The organism is Pseudomonas sp. NFACC25, from assembly GCF_900100935.1.
GTDB classification, from domain to species: Bacteria; Pseudomonadota; Gammaproteobacteria; order Pseudomonadales; family Pseudomonadaceae; genus Aquipseudomonas; species Aquipseudomonas marginalis.
On record NZ_FMUC01000016.1, the window covers coordinates 104,866 to 126,905 of the forward strand.

Sequence of the window (22,040 nt, forward strand, 5' to 3'; positions counted from 1 at the left end):
CATGGCACGTTTTTTTATTGATCGCCCGGTGTTCGCATGGGTGCTGGCTATTCTCGTGATGCTGGCCGGCATCCTTTCGATCCTCACGCTGCCGATCGCGCAGTACCCGGATATCGCGCCTCCCGCCGTGGCAATTACTGCCACCTATCCCGGCGCGTCGGCCAAGACACTGGAAGACACGGTCACCCAGATCATCGAGCAGAAGATGAAGGGGCTGGACCGGTTGAGCTACATGTCATCCACCAGTGAGTCCTCCGGTTCGGCCACCATCACACTCACGTTCGAGAACGGCACCAACCCCGATACCGCGCAGGTGCAGGTTCAGAACAAGCTCGCGCTGGCAACACCGCTGTTGCCGCAAGAGGTGCAGAACCAGGGCCTGACGGTGACAAAGTCAGCGACGAACTTCCTCAATGTCCTGGCGTTTACTTCCGAGGACGGCAGCATGAGCGGCTCCGACCTCTCGGACTACGTGGCCGCCAACGTGCAGGATGCGATCAGTCGGGTTGAAGGGGTGGGCGACACCACGCTGTTTGGCTCACAGTACGCCATGCGCATCTGGCTCAACCCCGACCAGTTGGCCAACTTCAGCCTTACGCCAACCGATGTGAAAACCGCGATCCAGGCGCAGAACGTCCAGGTCTCCGCCGGGCAGTTGGGCGCCCTCCCCGCTACCAGCAACCAGCAGATCAACGCGACGATCACCTCGCAGACCCGCCTGAGAACGGCGAAAGAATTCGAGGACATCCTGCTGCGCACCCAGACTGATGGCTCTCAGGTGCGCCTGCGTGACGTTGCGCGCATAGAACTGGGCAGTGAAAGCTACACCAGTGCCGGACGTTACAACGCCAAACCCGCTGCTGGCCTGGCTATCAAGCTCGCCGCGGGTGCCAACGCCCTGGACACCGTCAAGGCGATAGACGCCCGGGTAGCAGAGCTTGAGCAATTCTTCCCGCCCGGCATGGCCGTGCAAAAGCCCTATGACACCACGCCCTTCGTGCGTATTTCGATCGAGGAGGTCGTACGTACCCTGGTTGAAGCCGTGGCACTGGTTTTCCTGGTGATGTACCTGTTCCTGCAAAACTTCAGGGCCACGCTGATTCCGACGATAGCTGTACCTGTGGTGCTGCTCGGCACCTTCGGCGTGCTCGCGACGTTCGGTTTCACGATCAATACGCTGACCATGTTTGCCATGGTACTGGCCATCGGTTTGCTGGTGGACGATGCCATTGTCGTGGTGGAAAACGTCGAACGGATCATGGCCCAGGAAGGGCTATCGCCGAAGGAGGCCACTCGCAAGTCAATGGGCCAGATCACCGGAGCCTTGGTGGGCGTCGCCCTGGTGCTGGCCGCCGTATTTGTGCCGATGGCGTTTTTCAGTGGTTCCAGCGGCGTGATCTACCGACAGTTTTCCATCACCATCGTCTCGGCCATGACGCTGTCGGTACTGGTAGCGCTGGTGCTCACACCCGCCCTGTGCGCAACGTTACTCAAACCCATTGAGCAAGGCCATGGCGCTGCTACCACCGGTTTCTTCGGCTGGTTCAACCGTTCGTTTGACCGAGGCAACCTTGGCTACCAAGGCATCGTGCGCCACATCGTGGGCAAGGGTTGGCGGTACATGCTGGTGTACGCCGTGGTGCTGGGCGCGGTGGTCTTCGGCTTCATGAAGTTGCCGGTCGGCTTCCTGCCCGATGAAGACCAGGGCACCCTGTTCGTACTGGTGCAATTGCCACCCGGTGCGACAGGCGCGCGTACCGATGAAGTCATTCATCAGGTCGAGCAACACTTCCTGGTCGATCAGAAAGATGCGGTCTCCGGCGTGTTCACAGTGTCCGGCTTCAGCTTTGCCGGCAGTGGCCAGAACACCGGCCTGGCGTTCGTCAAACTCAGGCCCTGGGATGAGCGCAAGGGTGACGCGCTCAGTGTGTCTGGTGTGTCCAGCAAAGCCATGGCTTACTTTTCGACGCTCAGGGACGCACGGGTATTTGCGTTCGCCCCGCCGGCCGTGGCGGAGTTGGGCAATGCCACCGGCTTCGACCTGATGCTGCAAGACCGCGCCAACCTTGGCCACGCAGCCTTGATGAGTGCGCGTAACCAACTGCTCGCCGAGCTCGCAAAAGACAAGCGCCTGGTGGCGGTGCGGCCCAACGGCCAGGAAGACGCGCCTGAACTGCAGCTCGAGATTGACCCGGACAAGGCCCAGGCACTGGGTGTGTCGATCGTCGATATCAATGACAATTTCTCGGCTGCCTGGGGCAGCAGTTACGTCAATGACTTCATCGACAAGGGCAGGGTCAAAAAGGTCATGCTGCAGGCGGATGCCACCTACCGCATGCTCCCCGATGACATCAATCGCTGGTACATCCGCAACAGTGACAGCGGCATGGTGCCCTTCTCTGCCTTTTCAAAGGCGGTGTGGGCCTCGGGGTCGCCACGGCTTGAACGCTATAACGGCGTCCCGTCCGTAGAGATATTGGGCATGGCCATGCCTGGAGCCGCGTCCAGCGGCGAAGCACTGGCGATCGTGCAAGACGCCGTTGCCAAGTTGCCGACCGGCATCGGCTACGAATGGACTGGCCTGTCGCGCCAGGAAAAAGCCTCGACCGGCCAGACCGGCTTGCTGTACAGCCTGTCGATCCTGTTCGTGTTCCTGTGCCTGGCCGCACTGTATGAGAGCTGGGCGATTCCATTGTCAGTGGTGCTGGTGGTACCGCTGGGGGTGCTGGGGGCCCTGGTCGGCGCAATCCTGACGTGGAAAATGAACGACGTGTACTTCCAGGTCGGGATATTGACCACCATTGGCCTCGCCTCGAAAAACGCCATCCTGATCGTGGAGTTCGCCAAAGACCTCTACGCCGGCGGTCAGAGCCTGGTGGATTCAGCACTCGAAGCCGCGCGCATGCGCTTGCGTCCGGTACTCATGACGTCCCTGGCATTCATTCTTGGCGTGTTACCGATGGTATTGGGCAGCGGCGCGGGGGCCGGTGCACAGCACGCGTTGGGCAGCGCAGTGATCGGCGGCATGCTCTCCGGCACGCTCCTGGCGATTGTCTTTGTTCCACTGTTTTTTGTACTGGTGATGCGCCTGTTCAACCCAAAAACCGTTGCGCCGACATCCACGCAATCCCCTGCCCAACCAGCCCCTGCACAAGGTCTCTGATATGCAACGGTTTACACGTTCTGTACTGGTAGTGGGGGCTCTGTTGAGCGGTTGCAGCCTGATACCGGCCTACCAGCCTCCACCCTCGCCCGTCCCGGCGACGTTTCCCGAAGACCAGGGCGTAGTGCCCACCGTGCCGGTCGCTGACCTGGGCTGGCGCGATGTGTTCACCGACCCGTCCCTGCAAAAGGTCATCGAGCTGGCCCTGGCCAACAACCGCGATCTGAGGGTGGCGGTGCTCAATATCGAAAAGGCTCGCGCCACCTACCGCGTTCAAGACGCGGCGTTATTTCCCAGCGTCGATGCCAGCGGCAGCTCCAGCGCCAGCCGCACACCGGCCGATCAATCCCAGACGGGCCAGGCCATGGTCACGCACAGCTACAGCGCGACGCTGGGCTTCAGTGCCTACGAACTGGACCTGTTTGGTCGCTTGCGCAGCCTCAGCGCGCAGGCACTCGAGCAATACTTCTCCACGGCTGAGAATCGCCGAAGCACTCAAATCAGCCTGATCGCGGAAGTCGCCACGGACTACCTCACACTGGCGTCCGACCAGGACCGACTCAAGCTGGCGCACGATACGCTCACCAGCCAGCAAGACAGCTACGCACTCGACCAGCGCATGTTCGACCTGGGTTCATCTTCCGCCCTCACCCTGAGCCAGGCACAGACCAGCGTCGAAACGGCACGCGTCGATGTGGAAAAATATACCGCTCAAGTCGCCGAGGACCTGAACGCATTGCGCCTGGTAGTCGGTGCCGATCTGCCAGCCGCGCTGCTGCCCAAGACCCTGCCCGAACGCTCGACAGCCGAAGCGAGCCCTTTGGCCAACATCCCGCCCGGCTTGACCTCGGACCTTCTGCAACGCCGCCCCGACATACTCAAGGCCGAGCGCGACCTGAAGGCCGCCAATGCCTACATCGGCGCCGCCCGTGCGGCGTTTTACCCAAGCATTACCCTCACGGCTTCGGCGGGGACTTCAAGCGCGAGTTTGTCGAACATGTTCAAAGGCGGTTCGGGAACCTGGAGTTTCGCGCCGCAACTCTCGCTGCCGATCTTCGATGGCGGTACCAACCAAGCCAACCTGGCCAGCGCCACAGCGGATCGAGACATCTATGTAGCGGACTACGAGAAGGCGATTCAAACGGCGTTTCGCGAAGTCAGCGATGCGCTCGCGCAACGCGGCACACTGGGGCGCCAGCTTGATGCACAGCAAGCGCTGGTAGATGCGACCGCCAGAAGCTATCGGCTGTCACAGGCACGCTTCAGTCAGGGGATCGACAGTTACCTCACGGTATTGGACTCGCAACGTTCGCTCTACACCGCGCAACAGGACCTGATCGGCACGCAGTTGTCGCGCCTGACAAACCTGGTGACCTTCTACAAAGTGCTTGGAGGAGGATGGGTCGAAACTCGCGGGGCCGTGGTCGCCAAGGTGAGCTCAGTGACAAACTGACCACCGTTGCTTCTAACGGAGGGGAGAAGGTCTGCAGATTTTTTGCGCCCAGTGGTTGCCCAATAAAACTAAAAGTCCATAATGGACAAATTAGTTTAATTTGGAAGTTCTCCATGTCCAGCCCCCCTTTTGTCATCAACCAAGCCCAGGCCCGCGAATTGCTCGCCCAAGTCGATGTACCGCAGATCCTGCTCACGCTGTTCCGCGCCCTGGCCGCCGGGCATGCGGTGCAACCGGCGCAGCAGTTAGTGGCGTTCCCCCACGGCGCGGGCGACTTCATCAATTACCTGGGCGTGCTGGCTGCAGAGGGGGTGTACGGGGTCAAGACCTCGCCGTATATCGTGCGCGAGCAAGGGCCGCTGGTAACGGCCTGGACGCTGTTGATGTCGATGCAAACCGGCGAGCCCCTGTTGCTGTGCGATGCCGCCGAGTTGACCACCGCGCGCACCGCCGCGACCACTGCGCTGGCGGTGGAGGCGTTGGCCCCGCAGGCAGCACGGCGCCTGGCGATCATCGGCAACGGCAAGGTGGCCCAGGCGCATCTGCACTACGTGAAAAACCTGCGGGACTGGCAGAGCATCAGTGTGTTTTCGCCCAGCCTGGCCACTGCCAATACCGACGCCATCAAACGCCTGGATCCACGCTTGAGCGTCGCCGACAGCTGCGATGCGGCGGTGGCCGACGCCGATGTGATCCTGCTGTGCACCTCATCGGCCGGCCCGGTGATCGACCCGTCGCGCTTGAGCAAGCCGGCGCTGATCACCTCGATCAGCACCAACGCCCCGCGTGCCCATGAAGTGCCGCCCCAGAGCCTCAACGCCATGCAGGTGTTCTGCGACTATCGCCAGACCACCCCCGGCTCGGCCGGCGAGATGCTGATCGCCGCTGAACAGCACGGCTGGGACAAAAACGCGATCGTCGGCGACCTGCCCGAACTGCTCAGTGAGCAGGTACAGCGCCCGCCCTATGACCGCCACGTATTTTTCCGTTCCATCGGCCTGGGCCTGGAAGACATCGCCCTGGCCAATGCCCTATGGAGACTGTTATGAGCCACGCCGACTTCATCATCATCGGCGGCGGCATTGCCGGCGCGTCCACGGGTTTCTGGTTGTCGCAGCATGCCAAGGTGCTGGTGCTGGAGCGTGAATCCCACCCGGCCTATCACTCCACCGGACGCTCGGCGGCGCTCTACACGGCGGCGTATGGCACCCCGCAGGTGCGGGCGTTGACCCAGGCCAGCCGCGCGTTTTTCGATAACCCGCCGCCGGGTTTCTGCGAGCACCCGCTGCTGACGCCGCGCGGCGAAATGACCGTGGACTTCAACGGCGACGCTGCCGAATTGCAGGCCCAGTACCTGAGTGCCAAGGCCACGGTGCCCCAGGTCGAACGGCTCACGGCGGATGAAGCCTGCGCGCGCCTGCCGATCCTGCGCCGGGAAAAAGTCCATGGCGCGCTGTATGACCCGACCGCCAGCGACATCGACACCGACGCCCTGCACCAGGGCTATCTGCGCGGTATCCGACGCAATCAGGGCGAAGTGCGCACCGACAGCCACGTGCTGGGCTTGAGCCGTGACAGCGCGGGCCTCTGGCACGTAAGCACCCAGGACGGGACCTACACCGCGCCGATCATCATCAACGCCGCCGGCGCCTGGGCCGATCATATCGGCGGGCTGGCGGGCGCCGCGTCCATCGGCCTGCAACCCAAGCGGCGCTCGGCATTTATCTTCGCCGGCCCCGAAGGCGTGGACAGCCATGCCTGGCCGATGCTGGTGGCCCTCGACGAAGCCTTCTACATGAAGCCCGACGCCGGCATGTTCCTCGGCTCGCCGGCGAATGCCGACCCGGTGGAGCCCCAGGATATCCAGCCCGAAGAACTGGACATCGCCATGGGCATCTACCAGATCGAAGAAGCCACCACCCTGAGCATCCGCCGCCCGACGCGCACCTGGGCCGGCCTGCGCAGCTTTGTGCACGATGGTGATTTGCTCAGCGGCTTCGACCCGCTGGTGCCCGGCCTGTTCTGGGTCGCGGCGCAAGGCGGTTATGGGATCCAGACCTCCCCCGCCATGGGCCAGGCCAGTGCGGCGCTGGTGCGCGGTGAAGCGTTGCCGGAGGCACTGACACGGTTCGCCCTCGACGCTGGTATGCTCTCCCTCGCCCGCCTGGAGCCCCATTGATGAACAGCGCCGAACACGAAAAAGTCCTGCAGAATTTCCGTGCGATTGCCGATGCAATCGCCACGCTGTTCTTCCCCCACGCCGAAGTGGTGCTGCATGACCTGCGCACGCAAAAAGTCGATTACATCGCCAATAACCTGTCCAAACGGGGCATTGGCGACGACTCGGCGCTGGAGGACATGCTCAGCGCCGACGTCAGCGACGTGAATATCGGCCCCTACGAAAAGCTCAATTGGGATGGCCAGAAAATCCGCAGCCTGAGCACCGTGCTGCATGACCACACAGGTCGCCGGCTGGCAGTGCTGTGCATCAACCTGAATATCTCACTGTTCGAAAACGCCAAGGCCGCGCTGGACCTGTTCCTGTCGCCGAGCAAGCTGATCCCGCAACCGGACTCGCTGTTTCGCGATGACTGGCAGGAGCGCATCAACACGTTCCTGCATGCCTGGATGCGCGAGCGCCAACTGAGCCTGAACCTGCTCACCCGTGACCACAAGCGCGAGTTGGTACTGGCGCTGCATGCCGAAGGCGCGTTCAAGGGCAAGAGCGCCTCGAACTATGTGGCCAATGTGCTGGGCATGGGGCGGGCCACGGTCTACAAGCACTTGAAGGAACTCAAGGGCTGATCAAATGTGGGAGGGGGCTTGCCCTCTCCCACCACATTTTGCCCGCGCAGGACGCTCAATCGCCGTAGATATCGGCCTTGAAGTACTGCTGTGAAATCTTCTGGTATTCCCCACTGGCGCGAATGCCGTCGATGGCGCTGTTCAGTTCGCTGACCAGTGCGGTATTGCCCTTGCGCACCGCGATCCCGGCGCCCTCGCCCACGTATTTCGGGTCCTTGAGTTCCGGGCCGACAAACCCGTAGCCCTTGCCCCGAGGCATCTGCAAAAAGTCATTCAAGGGAATGGTGTCGGCAAAGATCGCATCCAGCCGGCCTGCCGCCAGGTCCATGTAGATCTCTTCGTTATTGCTGTAGCGCTTGACGTTGATGCCCTTGGGTTCGAACACCTCGGTGGCGTAACGGTCGGTGGTGGTGGCGCGCTGCACACCCACGGTCTTGCCCTTGAGGCTGGCGTACTGGTCGTCCACCACGGCACCGTCCTTCATCACCAGGCGCGACGAGGTGAAGTAGTACTTGTGGGAGAAATCCACCGACTTCTTGCGATCGTCATTGATGGTCATGGACGACAACGCCATGTCGATTTTCTTCACCTTGAGGGAAGGAATCAGGCCGTCGAATTCACCTTCGACCCACACACACTTGACCTTCATCTGCGCGCACAGCGCATTGCCGATGTCGTAGTCGAAGCCGACGATCTTGCCCTCTTCGGTCTTGGACGCAAACGGCGGGTAAGCCGCTTCGATGCCGATACGCAGGGTTTTCTCGGCGGCCAGCAGCTGGCTGGAGGCGATCAGGCCCAAGGCCATGGCGGTGATGAGGGAGAGTTTCTTCATGGTCGTGTCTCGCGAGTTGTTATTGGTTTTGGCAAGCGTGAAGAAAAAGCTGGAGCGGGTATTTTGTACTTATAATTCCATACTGGACTTTTACGTATCACCCGTCAATCACTCCTCGCCAGCCCTTATCGCCCATGACTTTTTTGCACAACGCTCCGGTGTTTTTGAGCGTTTTGCTCTTATTTATGCGTGCCTATACTCGGTCCAGCCTCTCGGTGCACCCGAAGGGCCAGTCCCCACAACAATAATTAAGGACACCGACCATGACCCAGTCCTTCCTGGCTGCCCGGGATTTCCTGCTCGCGCACCGCACCGACTACGCCACCGCCGCCCGGGATTTTCGTTGGCCACAGCTGAGCGAATTCAATTGGGCCCTGGACTACTTCGATGCCATCGCCGAGGGCAATGCCGCCGACGCGCTGTGGATCGTCGAAGAGGACGGCAGCGAGCAGCGCTACAGCTTCCAGCAACTGGCCGCGCGTTCCAACCAGGTGGCCAACCACCTGCGCGCCCTCGGCGTGAAGCGTGGCGAGCGCGTGCTGCTGATGCTCGGCAACGATGTGGCGCTGTGGGAAACCATGCTGGCGGCCTTCAAGCTCGGCGCCGTGGTGATCCCCGCCACCGCCCTGCTCAACCCCGTCGACCTGCACGACCGCATCGAGCGGGGCCAGGTCCGCCACCTGGTGGTCGGTGCGGCGCATGTCGGCAAGTTCGAGGGCCTGGGCGAAGGTTGCAGCCGCGTCTGCGTGGGAGCGGCGCCGACTGGCTGGGTCGCGCACAGCGCCGCCTTCGAATACCCCGAGCGGTTCGAGGTCGAGGGCCGTACCTTGGCCACGGACCCGATGCTGCTGTATTTCACCTCCGGTACCACTTCAAAACCGAAGATGGTGCTGCACAGCCACCAAAGCTACCCAGTCGGCCATCTGTCGACCATGTACTGGATCGGCCTGCAACCCGGCGACCTGCACCTGAACATCTCCTCGCCAGGCTGGGCCAAGCATGCCTGGAGCTGCCTGTTCGCACCGTGGAATGCCGGCGCCTGCATTTTTATCCATAACGTCGCGCGGTTCAGTGCCCAGGCATTGCTCGGCGCGCTGGAGCAGTACCGGGTAACCAGCCTGTGCGCCCCGCCCACGGTGTGGCGCATGCTGATCCAGGAAGACCTGGCCAGCTACAAAACACGCCTGAACCTGCGCGAACTGGTGGGCGCCGGTGAACCGCTGAACCCGGAGATCATCGAGCAGATCCAACAGGCCTGGGGCCTGCCGCTGCGCGACGGCTTCGGCCAATCGGAAACCACCGCCCTGGTCGGCAACACCCCGGGCCAGTTGCTCAAGCCAGGCTCCATGGGCCGCCCGTTGCCGGGCTACCAGGTGGCCCTGCTGGACGCCGACGGCGTGCCGGGCACCGAGGGTGAAGTCGCCCTGCCCCTGGATATACGCCCACTGGGCCTGATGCTCGGCTACGAAGACAGCCCGGAGAAAACCGCCGAGGTGATGCGCGACGGTTACTACCGCACCGGCGACACCGCGCAGATCGACGCCGACGGCTACATCACCTTCGTGGGGCGCGCCGACGACGTGTTCAAGGCCTCCGACTACCGCATCAGCCCCTTCGAGCTGGAAAGCGCGCTGATCGAACACCCGGCGGTGATGGAAGTGGCCGTGGTGCCCAGCCCCGATCCGTTGCGCCTGGCGGTGCCCAAGGCGTTCCTGATCCTGGCCCATGACGCCCCGGGCAGTGCCGAGCTGGCACGCCACATCCTTGAGTTCGCCCGCGAGCATCTGGCGCCCTACAAGCGGGTGCGGCGGATCGAGTTTGTCAGCGAATTGCCCAAGACCATTTCCGGCAAAATCCGCCGGGTGGAGTTGCGACAGATGGAGGTGGTGCGACGCCAGAGTGATACACGGGGTGAACAGGAACACTTCGAGGAAGATTTCAGCTGAAAAAAAGCCCGGCGGCCGCTAAAGGCTCCACCGGGCAAAACGAAGCGACCAGCTTCAGAAACGCGGTTTGACGGTCTTCCAATCCGGTTGATAGCGCTGCATCTGCTTCACGTCGTCGCGCTGGCGAATGCCGCAGCTGAGGTATTGGTCATGCAGCTTGCCCAGTTGGTCAGGGTCCAGTTCCAGGCCCAGCCCCGGTGCGCGGGTGATCTTCACGCAGCCGTCGACAATCGGCAGTTTGCCGCCCTTGATCACTTCTTCGTCCGGTTCTTGCCAGGGGTAGTGGGTGTCACAGGCGTAGTCGAGGTTGGGCACCGACGCGGCCACGTGGGCCATGGCCATCAGGCTGATGCCCAGGTGTGAGTTGGAGTGCATCGACACGCCCAGGCCAAAGGTCTGGCACATCTTCGCCAATACCTGGGTGTCGCGCAGGCCGCCCCAGTAATGATGGTCGGCGAGCACGATCTGCACGCTGTCCAGGGCCACGCTGCGGCGGAACTCATCGAAATCGGTGACCACCATGTTGGTCGCCAGGGGCAAGCCGGTGCGTTTGTGCAACTCGGCCATGCCTTCCAGGCCGGGGGTCGGGTCTTCGTAATACTGCAGGTCATCGCCGAGCAGTTCGGCCATGCGGATCGAGGTTTCCAGGGACCAATTGCCATTCGGATCGATGCGCAGCGGCACACCGGGGAAGGCCTTTTTCAAGGCCTTGATGCACGCCACTTCATGCTCAGGGTCCAGCGCACCGGCCTTGAGCTTGATGCTTTTGAAGCCATAGGTGTCGATCATCCGCCGCGCCTGGGCGACGATCTGTACTTCGTTGAGGGCTTCGCCCCAACTGTCGGGTTTATAGGGCGAGTCGATGTGCTCGGCATACTTGAAGAACAGGTAGGCGCTGAACGGGATCCGGTCGCGGATCGCGCCGCCCAGCAGGTCCACCAGCGGCACATTCAATGAGTGCGCCTGCAGGTCGAGAAACGCCACCTCAAACGCCGAATAGGCATTGCTCACTGCCTTGCTCGCATGGGAACCGGGGGCCAGTTCGGCGCCGGCAATGCTCGCGGGTTTGTGCGCCGCCACGGTGGCCTGCACGATGACGCGCAGTTGGTTGAGGTTGAACGGATCGAGGCCGATCAGTTGGTCCTTGACCTGTTGCTGGATCGCCAGCGCCGGGGCATCGCCGTAGCTCTCGCCAAGGCCGATGTAGCCGGTGTCGCTCTCGATTTCGATGATCGAGCGCAGCGCGAAGGCTTCGTGGATACCGCTGGCGTTGAGCAGCGGCGGGTCGCGAAACGCGATGGGGGTGACGGTGACGCGGACGATTTTCAAGAGGCGGCTCCCTGTGGGCCTGGACGCAAGGCGTGATGATGAGTCGGTTTGGAGGTGGGCGGCACACCGGGCCGTGGTGCGGTGCGCGCAAAGAACACCACCACCGCGGCCACCAGCGAGGTCGCGGCCAGGCCATACAGTCCGCCTTCAATCGAACCGGTGGTCTGCTCCAGCAGGCCGAAGGTGGTGGGTGCAACAAAACCGCCGAGGTTGCCGACCGAATTGATCAAGGCGATCACCGCCGCGGCGATGCGCGCATCCAGGTAACCCTGGGGGATCGGCCAGAACAGCGCCGAGGCGGCCTTGAAGCCAATCGCGGCAAAACAGATGGCCACAAACGCAAACACCGGCCCGCCGGTGGTGGACATGAACATGCCGACGGCGGCGATCACCAGCATCAGCGCCACCCACGCCTGCTGGTGTTTCCACTTGCTCGCCAGGGCAGCGAACCCATACATGGCGACGATGGAAATCAACCACGGGATCGAGTTGAACAACCCCACCTGGAAGTCGCCCAGGTTGCCCATTTTCTTGATCATGCTCGGCAGCCAGAACGTGGCGCCGTAGATGGTCAGGGCGATGGAAAAGTAGATAAAGCAGAACAGCGCGATCTGTTTGTCGGCCAGCAGCTTGAACATCGACGGCCGCACGCTCCGGTTGGCTTCGCGGGCCGTTTGCTCAAGCGCGATGGCCGTCACCAGTGCTTGCTTTTCTTCGGCGCTGAGCCACTTGGCCTGATGGGGATGAGACTGCAACCAGAACCACACAAACCCGCACAACAGGATGGAGGCAAAGCCCTCGATCAGGAACATCCACTGCCAGCCATGCAGGCTCAAGCCGCTGACGTTGAGCAACGCCCCCGACACCGGCCCGGAAATCACCGAGGCGATGGCCGAACCGCTGAGGAAAATCGCCATCGCCTTGCCGCGCTCGGCGGCCGGCAGCCATTGGGTGAAGTAGTAGATGATGCCGGGGAAAAAACCGGCTTCGGCCGCGCCGAGCACGAAGCGCAGGATATAGAAACTGGTTTCGCCTTTGACAAAGGCCATGGCCATCGCGGCCGCGCCCCAGGTGAACATGATGCGCGTCAACCAGGCCCGTGCGCCGTAGCGCTGCAGCAGCAGGTTGGACGGCACTTCGAAGATCGCGTAACCGATGAAAAACAACCCGGCACCCAGGCCATAGGCGGCGGCGCCAATGCCCAGGTCGGTCTCCATATGGCTGCGCACAAAGCCGATATTGACCCGGTCGATGTAATTGACGATGAACATCACCACGAACAACGGCAGCACATGGCGCTTGACCTTGGCGGCTGCGCGGGCGAGCACGCTCGGGTCGGGCGGATTCTGGACGGTATCCAAGGGCAACTCCCACTCATTGTTTTTTTAGGGACGCACCGATGATGGACGCCGGGGATTGTTCCCGTCTAATCTAACTTTGTATTCGATTGATACCTGGATTAGATCAATGTTCGAACTGACACAACTGCGCTGCTTCACCACCGTGGCCACCGAGCTGAATTTTCGCCGCGCCGCCGAACGCCTGAACATGACCCAGCCGCCCCTCAGCCGGCAGATCCAATTGCTCGAACATCATCTGGGCGTAGAGCTGTTTACCCGCACCACCCGCAGCGTCGCCCTCACCGCCGCCGGGCGCGCATTTTTCATCGAGGCCCAGAACCTGCTGGAGCGCGCCCAGCAGGCAGCCGTGACCGCCCGGCGGTTTGCCGAGGGCGATATCGGCACGGTGAATATCAGCTTCGTCGGCAGCGCGGTGTATGAGTTTTTGCCCAGGGTCATTGCCGAGGCACGGCTCAAGCAGCCCCAGGTCAGGATCGACCTCTCGGAGATGAACACCTACCAGCAATACGAAGCCCTGCGTGCGCGGCGCATCGACCTGGGCATCGTCCGCGCGCCCCTGCTGGAACCCGGTTATGCCACCGAATGCCTGGTGCGCGAGCCCTTCGTGCTGGCGGTGCCGAGCAGCCATCGACTGGCCAGTGCCGACAGCGTCAGCGTCCACGACCTCGACGCCCAGCCGTTCCTGATGTATGCCCATGCGGCCTACCCGCCGTTCAACGAACTGCTCACCGGCCTGCTGCGCTCGGCCCGGGTCGCCCCCGAATATGTACAGTGGCTGGGCTCGTCCCTGACCATCCTGGCCCTGGTCAACGCCGGCATGGGCTTGGCGCTGGTACCGCGTTGCGCCAGCAGCGTGGTGTTCAAGAACGTGGTGTTTCGCGATATCGACCTGGGCGAAGGCGCGCAAAGTGAACTGCACCTGATCTGGCGCGAGAACAATGACAACCCGGCGTTCGCGATGTTGCTGGAGGGGATTCGCAGTGCGGTGCGTGACGGCTGGGCGGACTGACTGCAGGAGCAGGCTTGGACGACATCAAGGCCTTGCTGCCATCCACCCATCGCCACCAAACAACTGTGGCAGGGGGCTTGCTCCCGATAGCGGAGTGTCAGTCACTGTAGAGGTCGACTGACCCACCGCCATCGGAGCAGGCCGCCCTCGCCTCACGCCACCTTGAACCGATTGACCAGCCGCTGCTGGTGCTCGGCCAGGCGCGCCAGTTCCTGGCTGGTGATTGCGGTTTGCTCGGCGCCGGCACTGACCTGGATGACCAGGTCGTTGATCTCGTTGACGTTACGGTTGATGTCTTCTGAAACCGCACTCTGCTCTTCGGCCGCCGAAGCAATCTGCAGGTTGCGATCACTGATACTGGCCACGCCTTCGGCGATCTCCAACAACAATTCACCTGCACGTTCGACCTTGCGCGCGCCGTCCTGGGCCTTGCCCAGAGTCTCCTGCATGGACGAGCTCGCCCGATCCGAACCACTTTGCAGGTTGCTGATCATCTGCTGAATGTTCCCGGTGGACTCCTGGGTCTTCTGCGCAAGTACCCGCACCTCGGACGCCACCACGGCAAATCCGCGCCCATGATCCCCCGCCCGCGCCGCTTCGATGGCCGCGTTCAAGGCCAGCAGGTTGGTTTGCTCGGCAATGCCGCGAATGACGTCGAGCACGGAGGAAATCCCATCGCTTTCCTGCTTGAGTTCGCCAATGATCAGCGCGGTGTCCTCGGCCTGCCCCGAGAGCTGGCGGATCAGGGTGATGGTGCCTTCGATCTCGGTGCGTCCTTGGGTGGTGCTGGTATTGACCCGCTGCGACAGCTGCGCCGCATCGTTGGTGCTGTGCGCCACCTCGCGCACGGTGGCGCTCATCTGGTTGATCGCCGTGGCCACCAGTTCGGTGCTTTGACGCTGTTGCTCGACGCTCTGGCTGGTCTGCATCGTCACCGTGGAAGACTCCTCCGCCGCCGTTGCAACCTGCGCGGTGGCGTTGCCGATTTCCTGCACCACGCCACTGATCTCTTGCGCCATGCGGTTGAGGTTGCGCGAGATCTGACCGAATTCATCCTTGCTTTCATAAGTCGCCCGCGCGCTGAGATCGCGCTGTGCCAGGTCATTGAGCACGCGGTTGAGGTCGCGCACCGCCGAATCGATCATGCGGATGATCAGCCAGGACAACACCGCCACCGCCAGCAGGGACACGATCACCGCGCCAACGGTCAGCCACAGGGCGCGGCGGGCGTCATCCCGCTCGTGCATCGCCAGGCTGCTGACACTTTGGCCCAGGGCTTCCTCCACTTGGCTCATCAAGTCAATGCGTTGGGTAGAGGTTTCAAACCAGGCTTCGGGTTTGATCCCCAGCGCCTGCCCCATCGGCACCTCAAACGCCAGGCGCTGCAACTTGGCGACTTCGACGGCGGCCGGTTGCTGCATTTGCGTATCGAACTGCGCCAGCGACGCCGCGGGCGCCTTGCGCCGGAACGCATCGTAATAGGCGCCGAACTCGCCCAGGTTACGGCTGAAGCGCGACAACAGCGCCTCATCGAAATGCCCCTGGCTGAAGACCAGGCCCAGCACCACGCGCTCGCGCCCGGCCCGCTCTTTCATTTCGATAAATTGATTCAGGGCCCCCAGGGCGTAGACGATGGTCGCGTTGTTGACGCTCGCTTCCAGGGAATGGGTGTAACCGGTCAGCACTTGAATGATCTCGGTATACCGCGCGCCGGATTCGGTGCTGTTGATACTCAGCTTGTCGACCTGCCCACGCATCGCCGGCAACTGGTCCAGGGCCCGCAGGACGTTGTCCAGGTTCGCACCGCCGGAGGTGGACAAACCGCGCACCACCTCGACGGCCGCGCTGGAATCCCTGCGCATCTGCACCATCCGCTCGCCCATGGACTTGCCGCCACTGCCGAGGAACACGCCACTGGCACCACGCTCACGCTGCAAGGTGGTAATCAACTGGCTCAACTTCTGGGCGGTGGCGCTGGCCATCACCGTGGTGTTCATGTCGCGCAGCGTTTTGTAATTGTCCACCACAAACACGCCGGCCATGGTCAGGAACCCGAGCATGGGCAGCAGCAGAATCAACAACAGTTTCAGACGCAGCGGAGCGTTCTTAAGCATTTCCCTAAAGCCTCATGTCCATGGATCAGACTGGCGCCTGTCACGCCAAGATAGTGGCGCCATAATATCACCCATGAAAACGGCGCTACCGCTCTCGGACGGCCATCTGAAGCCAATAGGGGGTTGTACTGACCCAGATCAATAAACCCTCACAAACCAATCGGCTGCCGGCCCCTGTGTTGATCGAGCACCTGCCTGACTGACTCAATCCTCTCGAATACTTGCCTGATCCTCCGAATGTTCGGTTTTTTCATAGATGGCCCTTGTGCCCTGATCTAGAGTTCGACAATGGGCGCCCATCGCCTTTCTTATAAGAAACACGCTATCCCGACCGATGATCAGTAGGTGAGCCAGCCATGGAATTACGCATCAATCAAAAGACCTATCAGGTCGACGCCGACGCCGACACGCCGCTGCTGTGGGTGATCCGCGATGACCTCGGGCTGACCGGCACCAAGTACGGCTGTGGCCTGGCCCAATGCGGCGCCTGCTCGGTGCTGGTGGACGGCAATGTCGTGCGTTCGTGCGTCACGCCGGTGGCCGGGGTGGTCGGGCGTGAGATCACCACCATCGAGGCCATCGAAGCTGATGAAGTGGGCAAGCGGGTGGTCAGTGCCTGGGTCGAGCATCAGGTGGCGCAATGCGGTTACTGCCAGTCCGGGCAGGTGGTGGCAGCCACCGCGCTGCTCAAGCACAGCCCCGCGCCGACCACTGCGCAAATCGACGCGGCCATGGTCAACCTGTGCCGCTGCGGCACCTACAACGCCATCCATGCCGCCATGCATGACCTGGCCGCCGGGAAGGAGAGCGCCTGATGAACACGCCATCCGTCATCCCCGGCCTCACCCTGGGCGAGCCGATCAACCTGTCGCGTCGACGCTTCCTCGCCAGCACGGCGGTGGGTGCACTGGTCATCGGTTTTGGCCTGCCACTGGGTTCGGCCCGGGTGCAGGCCGCTGCCGCCGCAGAACGCGGCACCCAGGTACCGGCGTTCCTGGAGATTCGCCCGGACGGTACGGTGCGCCTGCTCAGCCCCTTTATGGAAGGCGGCCAAGGTACCCACACCGCCATGGCGCAGATCGTCGGCGAAGAGCTGGATGCCGACCCCGCCACCTTTATCGTCGAAGCCGCGCCACCCGGTGAGGCCTATGTGGTGATGGAGAACGGCATGCGCATCACCGGCGGCAGCATGTCGGTGCGCATGAGCTACCCGGTCATGCGCCGCCTGGGCGCCCTCGCCCGCGCCATGCTGTTGCAGGCCGGCGCCGAGCAGCTTGGTGTGCCGGTGGCCCAACTGACCACCCAACCCGGCCGCGTGGTGCACGCCGCCTCCGGCCGTTCCCTGGGCTACGGCGAGTTGGCCGGCCGCGCCCTGGACATGCCGGTGCCCGACCCGGCCGGCATCACCCTGCGCGACCCGAGCCAGTTCCGCTGGATCGGCAAACCGGTCAAGCGCCTGGATGCCTATGACAAATCCACCGGCAAGGCGCAGTACAGCATCGACATCAAGGTCGACGGCATGCTCCACGCCGCCGTGCAGCACGCGCCGCGCCTGGGCATGACCGTGGGCAGCCTGCGCAATCAATCCCAGGTCGAAGCCATGAAAGGCGTGCACTCCGTGCACGTGCTGCCCGGCGCGGTGGCCGTGGTGGCCGAACGCTGGTGGCACGCCAAGCGTGCGGTGGAGGCGATCCAGGTCGACTGGCAGGAACCGACGGCCGACTCAAAAGTGCGCGGCATGCCCGCTGATTTTTCCAGCGACGGCTTTCGCGATTTCCTCGCGGCCCAGCAAGGCCCGGCCCGTGACGACGAGAACGAAGGCGATGTGGCCGGCGCGTTGAAAAACGCCAAGACCCAGGTCGAGGCCACCTACCACAACCAATACCTCAACCATGGGCAACTGGAGCCACCGTCAGCCCTGGCGCGCTTCAACCCCGACGGTTCGTTGGAGATCTGGCTGCCCAACCAGGCACCCGATCTTTTCCGCGCCGACATCGCCAAGCGCGCCGGGCTCGACCCCGCGCAGGTGACCCTGCACTCGCCGCTGCTGGGCGGTTTTTTCGGCCGGCACTTCCTGTATGACTCGGCCAGCCCCTACCCCCAGGCGATTGCATTGGCCAAGGCGGTGGGCCGTCCGGTCAAGCTGATCTGGAGCCGTGAGGAAGAGTTCCTGCGCGACGTGTTGCGCCCGGTGGCGGTGGTCAAGTTCCGCGCCGCGCTGGACGCCGACGGCCTGCCGGTGGCGATCGAAGCGGTGAGCGCCACGGAAGGCCCTACCGAGGCCATCGCCGGCAAGCAGGGCGAAAAACTCGACCCCACCGCCCTTGAAGGGTTGTCGGGCAAGAGCTACGCCATCCCCAACAAACGCATCGCGCAGATCTACGTCAAGGGCCCGGCCATGCTCGGCTACTGGCGTTCGGTGGGCAATTCGCTGAATGACTTCTTCTACGAAGCGTTCCTTGATGAGCTGGCGGACAAAGGCGGCCGCGATCCCTATGAGCTGCGCCTGCACCTGCTGCGCGACAACCCACGGCTGACCACCCTGCTCAAGGCCGTGGGCGAGTTGTCCGGTGGCTGGAAGCGTGGCCCCTACACCGCCGAAGACGGCACCCGGCGCGCACGCGGCGTGGCCATGGCCTCGCCGTTCGGCTCCCACGCGGCGGTGATCGCCGAAGTGTCGCTTGAAAACGGCCAGGTCAAGGTGCACCACATCTGGGAAGCCATCGACCCCGGCAGCATCGTCAACCCGGCGATTGTGCAAGCCCAGGTCAATGGCGCGGTGGCCTTGGGCTTATCGCAGACATTGCTGGAGGAAGCGGTGTACGTGGACGGTAAGCCACGGGCACGCAATTACGACCTTTACCCGATCCTGCCGCCCTCACGGATGGCGCAGGTACACGTGAAGATTGTCGAGAGTGGCGAGAAGATGGGCGGCATCGGTGAGCCTCCGCTCCCCGCTGTGGCGCCAGCCGTGGTCAATGCGGTAGCGCAGTTGACCGGCCAGCGTGTTCGCAGCCTGCCATTAAGCCGACACACCTTCAGCTAACCGAGCGAGACCGCCCATGAACAACCGTCGATTCGCAAGAACCGCAGGCTGGCTGGTGCTGCCCTGCCTGGTCGCCGCCGGCCTGCTGGCCTGGTATGTCACCCGCCAGCCCGCCACCCCGTTCGCGCAGGAACAGGCCGCCAGCGTCGACCCCGCACAGGTCAGTCGCGGCGAATATGTCGCCCGCCTCAGTGACTGCGTCGCCTGCCACAGCCTGCCGGGCAAGGCGCCCTTCGCCGGGGGCCTGGAAATGGCCACGCCGCTGGGCGCCATTCACGCCACCAACATCACCCCGGACCGCACCCACGGCATCGGCACCTACAGCCTCGCCGACTTCGACCGTGCAGTGCGCCACGGCGTAGCACCGGGCGGGCGGCGGCTCTACCCGGCGATGCCCTACCCGTCTTACGCCAAGCTCAGCGACGACGATATCCGCGCGATGTATGCGTTCTTCATGCAAGGCGTACAGCCGGCCAGCGAGCCCAACATCCCCAGCGATATTCCCTGGCCGCTCAATCTGCGCTGGCCCATTGCCCTGTGGAACGGCCTCTTCGCGCCGACCGCCACTTACGCGGCCAAACCCAACCAGGACGCGCGATGGAACCGTGGCGCCTACATCGTCCAGGGCCCTGGCCACTGCGGCAGCTGCCACACGCCGCGCGGCCTGGCCTTCAACGAAAAAGCCCTGGACGAGTCCGGCAAGCCGTTCCTCGCCGGCGCCCTGCTCGACGGCTGGTACGCACCGAGCCTGCGCCAGGACCCGAACACCGGCCTGGGGCGCTGGAGCGAGGCGCAGATCGTGCAATTCCTCAAGACCGGGCGCAACGCCCATGCGGTGGTCTACGGCTCGATGACCGAAGCCTTCAACAACTCCACGCAGTTCATGGAAGACGCCGACCTGGCCGCCATCGCCCGTTACCTCAAGTCACTGCCCGGCGACCCACAGCGTGACGGCACGCCCTGGCAGTACGTAGCCGCCGATACACGCCAGGACGTCCCCGGTGCCCACACCTACGCGACCCGCTGCGCCTCCTGCCATGGCCTTGACGGCAAGGGCCAGCCCGAATGGATGCCCCCCCTGGCCGGCGCCACCTCGGCATTGGCCAGGGAAAGCGCCTCGGCGATCAACATCACCCTCAACGGCTCACAGCGGGTAGTGGCCGCCGGCGTACCGGACGCCTACCGCATGCCGGCGTTTCGTGAGCAACTGTCCGATGCGGAAATCGCCCAGGTACTGACCTACGTGCGCAGCACCTGGGGCAACCACGGGGAGGCGATCGACGCCAAGGCAGTCGGCAAGCTGCGCGGGCATACCGACCCGGCCAGCAGCAGTCCGATTATTTTGCATATGCGTTAAAAGTCGCTGTCCTGATCTTTTCCCCGGCGTGGTCAGTGAAATGAGCATGCCGGGGAATAAGGGTTGATGTGAACAAACTTAGTATTGATCCGGCCCCGCGAACGTTGATCTGTCCGATTACTCACCTGTTCAAGCTCGCCTCTTCCGACAATCAAAACAGAATCCTTCTACGTAACGGATTAACCATTACGCACGGAAATATGTTGGCAACCTCAGCAAGATCGAGACCCAACTGACCGAGCGGAACATGGCAAATTCACACTACCGCTATTTATGGCGGGCCATCTTCCTGACTGACGGTTCCTTCAACCGCTTTTTCATACATATAAAGTATGCATAATGAAGACGTTCAGGATTCAATACGATGAGGCAAAAAACATCGCCAATCAGCAGAAGCACAAGGGCATAAGCCTGGCGGAGGCAGAGCCGGTGTTCAACGATGAGATCGCCCTGACGATACAAGACCACGATCACGATGAAGAGCGCTGGGTGACCATGGGCACTGACGCGAGGGGACGAATTTTGGTAGTGACATACACTTACCGCGATCCGAATTTCGTACGCGTTATCAGCGCCAGGCTCGCATCAAAAAATGAACGGCGCCGTTATCTGGAGGCTTGAACAATGAAAGACGAATACGATTTCACCCACAGCAAACGCGGTGCTGTCGCCAGCAACAAGGGCAAGACCCGCATCACCATCATGCTTGACGATGCGGTTATCGATGCCGCCCGTGAACGCGCAGAAAGCGCCGGTACGGGCTATCAAACCGTGATCAACAATCTGTTGCGTCAGGCGTTGATTTCGCAACAAGCACACAATCTGGCGCCCGCCCCAAAGAAGCGGGCTAAAACCCTGCAAGTTATCAACAATGGCATTAGCCTCTCTGAAGTTGAAGCACTGGAACAACAACTCATCGCTGTCGCTGGCGAGTTGAATCGCGTGCTGGGCACAGCCAAACCGGCCGATTGACCAAGGCTTTCTGCGACCTACCCCAACTCCCACTTGAGTGGCTAACGGTCCAGCGCCCCATCCCAGCGGGCAATGAACAGGGTGGCCACGCCGTTGCCGATCACATTGATCAGTGCACCGCCTTCGGAGCTAAACCGGTAGACGCCCAGTACCAGCACCAGACCTGCTGCCGGTATCACATAGATCGAGCCGAGCGTGCGGCCCGCCCCCGAACTAATTTGAACGAACCCCCACGTTTATCCATCAACATTGAAGGACCTATCAGACACGAGAACGGCTTGTGTCGCTCCTACGCGAGCTACGAACCCGGCGGCCTCGACCAGGCCCCTGCACTCTTCGCTCGCACATGACGACCTTGGGGTGAAGGCCATGGCAGCGAATAGGCGTGAAGCGTCGAAACAAACCGGCTGGGAAGCAGAGCTGGCCACAAACACCGAACTCTTCTACGAGGCCGACCGCCTGGAAACACAGGCCTACGCCATCATAGGCAGCAGCCTGGCCGATGCCGGTGACTGGCTGCGCTTTACCGAGGCGAAACAGGTGGCGGATGCCAAGCGCACCGAGGCGTATCAGGACCTGATGCGGATTCGGCGCGGCATGGAGTCTGCGCGCTCCGACTGAGGCCGCTCGGGGCGCTACGGCAAGACAAAAAA

General features: G+C 62.6%; 17 protein-coding genes and 1 pseudogene. 13 read left to right on the forward strand and 5 right to left on the reverse strand.

Annotated features, from left to right (window positions below; translation table 11 throughout):
- Position 1: 1 nt before the first annotated feature.
- From BLQ09_RS26740 to BLQ09_RS26760, 5 genes are all read left to right on the forward strand, one after another.
- Positions 2 to 3,163, forward strand: a complete 3,162-nt coding sequence (locus tag BLQ09_RS26740; RefSeq protein WP_092359148.1) for an efflux RND transporter permease subunit — start codon at positions 2 to 4, stop codon at positions 3,161 to 3,163.
- Between the two features lies 1 nt (position 3,164).
- On the forward strand, positions 3,165 to 4,616 hold the full coding sequence (gene adeC, locus BLQ09_RS26745) for an AdeC/AdeK/OprM family multidrug efflux complex outer membrane factor (protein WP_027603537.1): 1,452 nt from the start codon (positions 3,165 to 3,167) through the stop codon (positions 4,614 to 4,616).
- 113 nt (positions 4,617 to 4,729) lie between these two features.
- On the forward strand, positions 4,730 to 5,665 hold the full coding sequence (locus BLQ09_RS26750; protein WP_092359150.1) for an ornithine cyclodeaminase family protein: 936 nt from the start codon (positions 4,730 to 4,732) through the stop codon (positions 5,663 to 5,665).
- On the forward strand, positions 5,662 to 6,795 hold the full coding sequence (locus BLQ09_RS26755) for an NAD(P)/FAD-dependent oxidoreductase (RefSeq protein ID WP_092359153.1): 1,134 nt from the start codon (positions 5,662 to 5,664) through the stop codon (positions 6,793 to 6,795). The genes BLQ09_RS26750 and BLQ09_RS26755 overlap by 4 nt, the downstream gene beginning before the upstream one ends.
- Positions 6,795 to 7,421 carry a helix-turn-helix transcriptional regulator gene (locus BLQ09_RS26760; protein ID WP_027603534.1) on the forward strand — a complete coding sequence of 209 codons (627 nt, stop codon included), beginning with the start codon at positions 6,795 to 6,797 and terminating at the stop codon, positions 7,419 to 7,421. The genes BLQ09_RS26755 and BLQ09_RS26760 overlap by 1 nt, the downstream gene beginning before the upstream one ends.
- Positions 7,422 to 7,476: 55 nt before the next feature.
- Here the strand turns inward: BLQ09_RS26760 and BLQ09_RS26765 are convergent, their stop codons facing one another.
- A complete protein-coding gene (locus BLQ09_RS26765; protein WP_092359156.1) occupies positions 7,477 to 8,253 on the reverse strand; it encodes an ABC transporter substrate-binding protein in 777 nt (258 codons plus the stop codon).
- 263 nt (positions 8,254 to 8,516) lie between these two features.
- On the opposite strand from BLQ09_RS26765, the gene BLQ09_RS26770 reads away from it, so the two are divergent.
- The gene (locus BLQ09_RS26770) at positions 8,517 to 10,199 is read left to right on the forward strand and encodes an AMP-binding protein (protein ID WP_092359158.1); all 1,683 of its coding nucleotides are present in this window, start codon (positions 8,517 to 8,519) and stop codon (positions 10,197 to 10,199) included.
- A gap of 54 nt (positions 10,200 to 10,253) precedes the next feature.
- Here the strand turns inward: BLQ09_RS26770 and BLQ09_RS26775 are convergent, their stop codons facing one another.
- Together BLQ09_RS26775 and BLQ09_RS26780 are read right to left on the reverse strand one after the other, a co-directional pair.
- Positions 10,254 to 11,528, reverse strand: coding sequence for a glucarate dehydratase family protein (locus BLQ09_RS26775; protein ID WP_092359160.1), 1,275 nt, complete (start codon positions 11,526 to 11,528; stop codon positions 10,254 to 10,256).
- Entirely contained in the window at positions 11,525 to 12,889 is a 1,365-nt protein-coding gene (locus BLQ09_RS26780) for an MFS transporter (RefSeq protein ID WP_092359172.1), read from the reverse strand. Before BLQ09_RS26780 ends, BLQ09_RS26775 begins: the two co-directional genes overlap by 4 nt.
- A gap of 106 nt (positions 12,890 to 12,995) precedes the next feature.
- On the opposite strand from BLQ09_RS26780, the gene BLQ09_RS26785 reads away from it, so the two are divergent.
- Positions 12,996 to 13,898 (forward strand): LysR family transcriptional regulator, encoded by a 903-nt coding sequence (locus tag BLQ09_RS26785; RefSeq protein ID WP_027603529.1) that lies wholly within the window; start codon positions 12,996 to 12,998, stop codon positions 13,896 to 13,898.
- A gap of 152 nt (positions 13,899 to 14,050) precedes the next feature.
- Here BLQ09_RS26785 and BLQ09_RS26790 read toward each other — a convergent pair whose 3' ends face one another.
- The gene (locus tag BLQ09_RS26790) at positions 14,051 to 15,958 is read right to left on the reverse strand and encodes a methyl-accepting chemotaxis protein (RefSeq protein ID WP_371914554.1); all 1,908 of its coding nucleotides are present in this window, start codon (positions 15,956 to 15,958) and stop codon (positions 14,051 to 14,053) included.
- Positions 15,959 to 16,368: 410 nt separating this feature from the next.
- Here BLQ09_RS26790 and BLQ09_RS26795 point away from each other — a divergent pair, with 410 nt between their 5' ends.
- The 5 genes from BLQ09_RS26795 (at position 16,369) to BLQ09_RS26815 (ending at position 21,387) form a co-directional block, all read left to right on the forward strand.
- Entirely contained in the window at positions 16,369 to 16,827 is a 459-nt protein-coding gene (locus BLQ09_RS26795; protein WP_027603527.1) for a (2Fe-2S)-binding protein, read from the forward strand.
- Positions 16,827 to 19,058: a xanthine dehydrogenase family protein molybdopterin-binding subunit gene (locus BLQ09_RS26800; protein WP_027603526.1), complete on the forward strand. Its 2,232-nt coding sequence runs from the start codon at positions 16,827 to 16,829 to the stop codon at positions 19,056 to 19,058. The genes BLQ09_RS26795 and BLQ09_RS26800 overlap by 1 nt, the downstream gene beginning before the upstream one ends.
- Before the next feature lie 16 nt (positions 19,059 to 19,074).
- Positions 19,075 to 20,415, forward strand: a complete 1,341-nt coding sequence (locus tag BLQ09_RS26805; protein WP_092359164.1) for a c-type cytochrome — start codon at positions 19,075 to 19,077, stop codon at positions 20,413 to 20,415.
- A 339-nt stretch (positions 20,416 to 20,754) separates the two neighbouring features.
- Positions 20,755 to 21,036, forward strand: coding sequence for a BrnT family toxin (locus BLQ09_RS26810; RefSeq protein ID WP_027603524.1), 282 nt, complete (start codon positions 20,755 to 20,757; stop codon positions 21,034 to 21,036).
- A 3-nt stretch (positions 21,037 to 21,039) separates the two neighbouring features.
- A complete protein-coding gene (locus BLQ09_RS26815; RefSeq protein ID WP_027603523.1) occupies positions 21,040 to 21,387 on the forward strand; it encodes a BrnA antitoxin family protein in 348 nt (115 codons plus the stop codon).
- Between the two features lie 41 nt (positions 21,388 to 21,428).
- Here BLQ09_RS26815 and BLQ09_RS31170 read toward each other — a convergent pair.
- A pseudogene (locus BLQ09_RS31170) lies at positions 21,429 to 21,587 on the reverse strand (C4-dicarboxylate transporter DctA); the annotation flags it as partial.
- 169 nt (positions 21,588 to 21,756) lie between these two features.
- On the opposite strand from BLQ09_RS31170, the gene BLQ09_RS26820 reads away from it, so the two are divergent.
- Positions 21,757 to 22,008: a hypothetical protein gene (locus tag BLQ09_RS26820; protein WP_027603522.1), complete on the forward strand. Its 252-nt coding sequence runs from the start codon at positions 21,757 to 21,759 to the stop codon at positions 22,006 to 22,008.
- Positions 22,009 to 22,040: the final 32 nt, after the last annotated feature.

Excerpts from the sequence above, each read along its gene's own strand:
- BLQ09_RS26750 (WP_092359150.1), top strand. The coding sequence starts at position 4,730 with ATGTCCAGCCCCCCTTTTGTCATCAACCAAGCCCAGGCCCGCGAATTG.
- BLQ09_RS26740 (WP_092359148.1), top strand. The coding sequence starts at position 2 with ATGGCACGTTTTTTTATTGATCGCCCGGTGTTCGCATGGGTGCTGGCT.
- BLQ09_RS26810 (WP_027603524.1), top strand. The coding sequence starts at position 20,755 with ATGAAGACGTTCAGGATTCAATACGATGAGGCAAAAAACATCGCCAAT.
- BLQ09_RS26820 (WP_027603522.1), top strand. The coding sequence starts at position 21,757 with ATGGCAGCGAATAGGCGTGAAGCGTCGAAACAAACCGGCTGGGAAGCA.
- BLQ09_RS26795 (WP_027603527.1), top strand. The coding sequence starts at position 16,369 with ATGGAATTACGCATCAATCAAAAGACCTATCAGGTCGACGCCGACGCC.
- BLQ09_RS26765 (WP_092359156.1), bottom strand. The coding sequence starts at position 8,253 with ATGAAGAAACTCTCCCTCATCACCGCCATGGCCTTGGGCCTGATCGCC.
- BLQ09_RS26770 (WP_092359158.1), top strand. The coding sequence starts at position 8,517 with ATGACCCAGTCCTTCCTGGCTGCCCGGGATTTCCTGCTCGCGCACCGC.
- BLQ09_RS26815 (WP_027603523.1), top strand. The coding sequence starts at position 21,040 with ATGAAAGACGAATACGATTTCACCCACAGCAAACGCGGTGCTGTCGCC.
- BLQ09_RS26785 (WP_027603529.1), top strand. The coding sequence starts at position 12,996 with ATGTTCGAACTGACACAACTGCGCTGCTTCACCACCGTGGCCACCGAG.
- BLQ09_RS26760 (WP_027603534.1), top strand. The coding sequence starts at position 6,795 with ATGAACAGCGCCGAACACGAAAAAGTCCTGCAGAATTTCCGTGCGATT.
- BLQ09_RS26755 (WP_092359153.1), top strand. The coding sequence starts at position 5,662 with ATGAGCCACGCCGACTTCATCATCATCGGCGGCGGCATTGCCGGCGCG.
- BLQ09_RS26805 (WP_092359164.1), top strand. The coding sequence starts at position 19,075 with ATGAACAACCGTCGATTCGCAAGAACCGCAGGCTGGCTGGTGCTGCCC.
- adeC (WP_027603537.1), top strand. The coding sequence starts at position 3,165 with ATGCAACGGTTTACACGTTCTGTACTGGTAGTGGGGGCTCTGTTGAGC.
- BLQ09_RS26790 (WP_371914554.1), bottom strand. The coding sequence starts at position 15,958 with ATGCTCGGGTTCCTGACCATGGCCGGCGTGTTTGTGGTGGACAATTAC.
- BLQ09_RS26800 (WP_027603526.1), top strand. The coding sequence starts at position 16,827 with ATGAACACGCCATCCGTCATCCCCGGCCTCACCCTGGGCGAGCCGATC.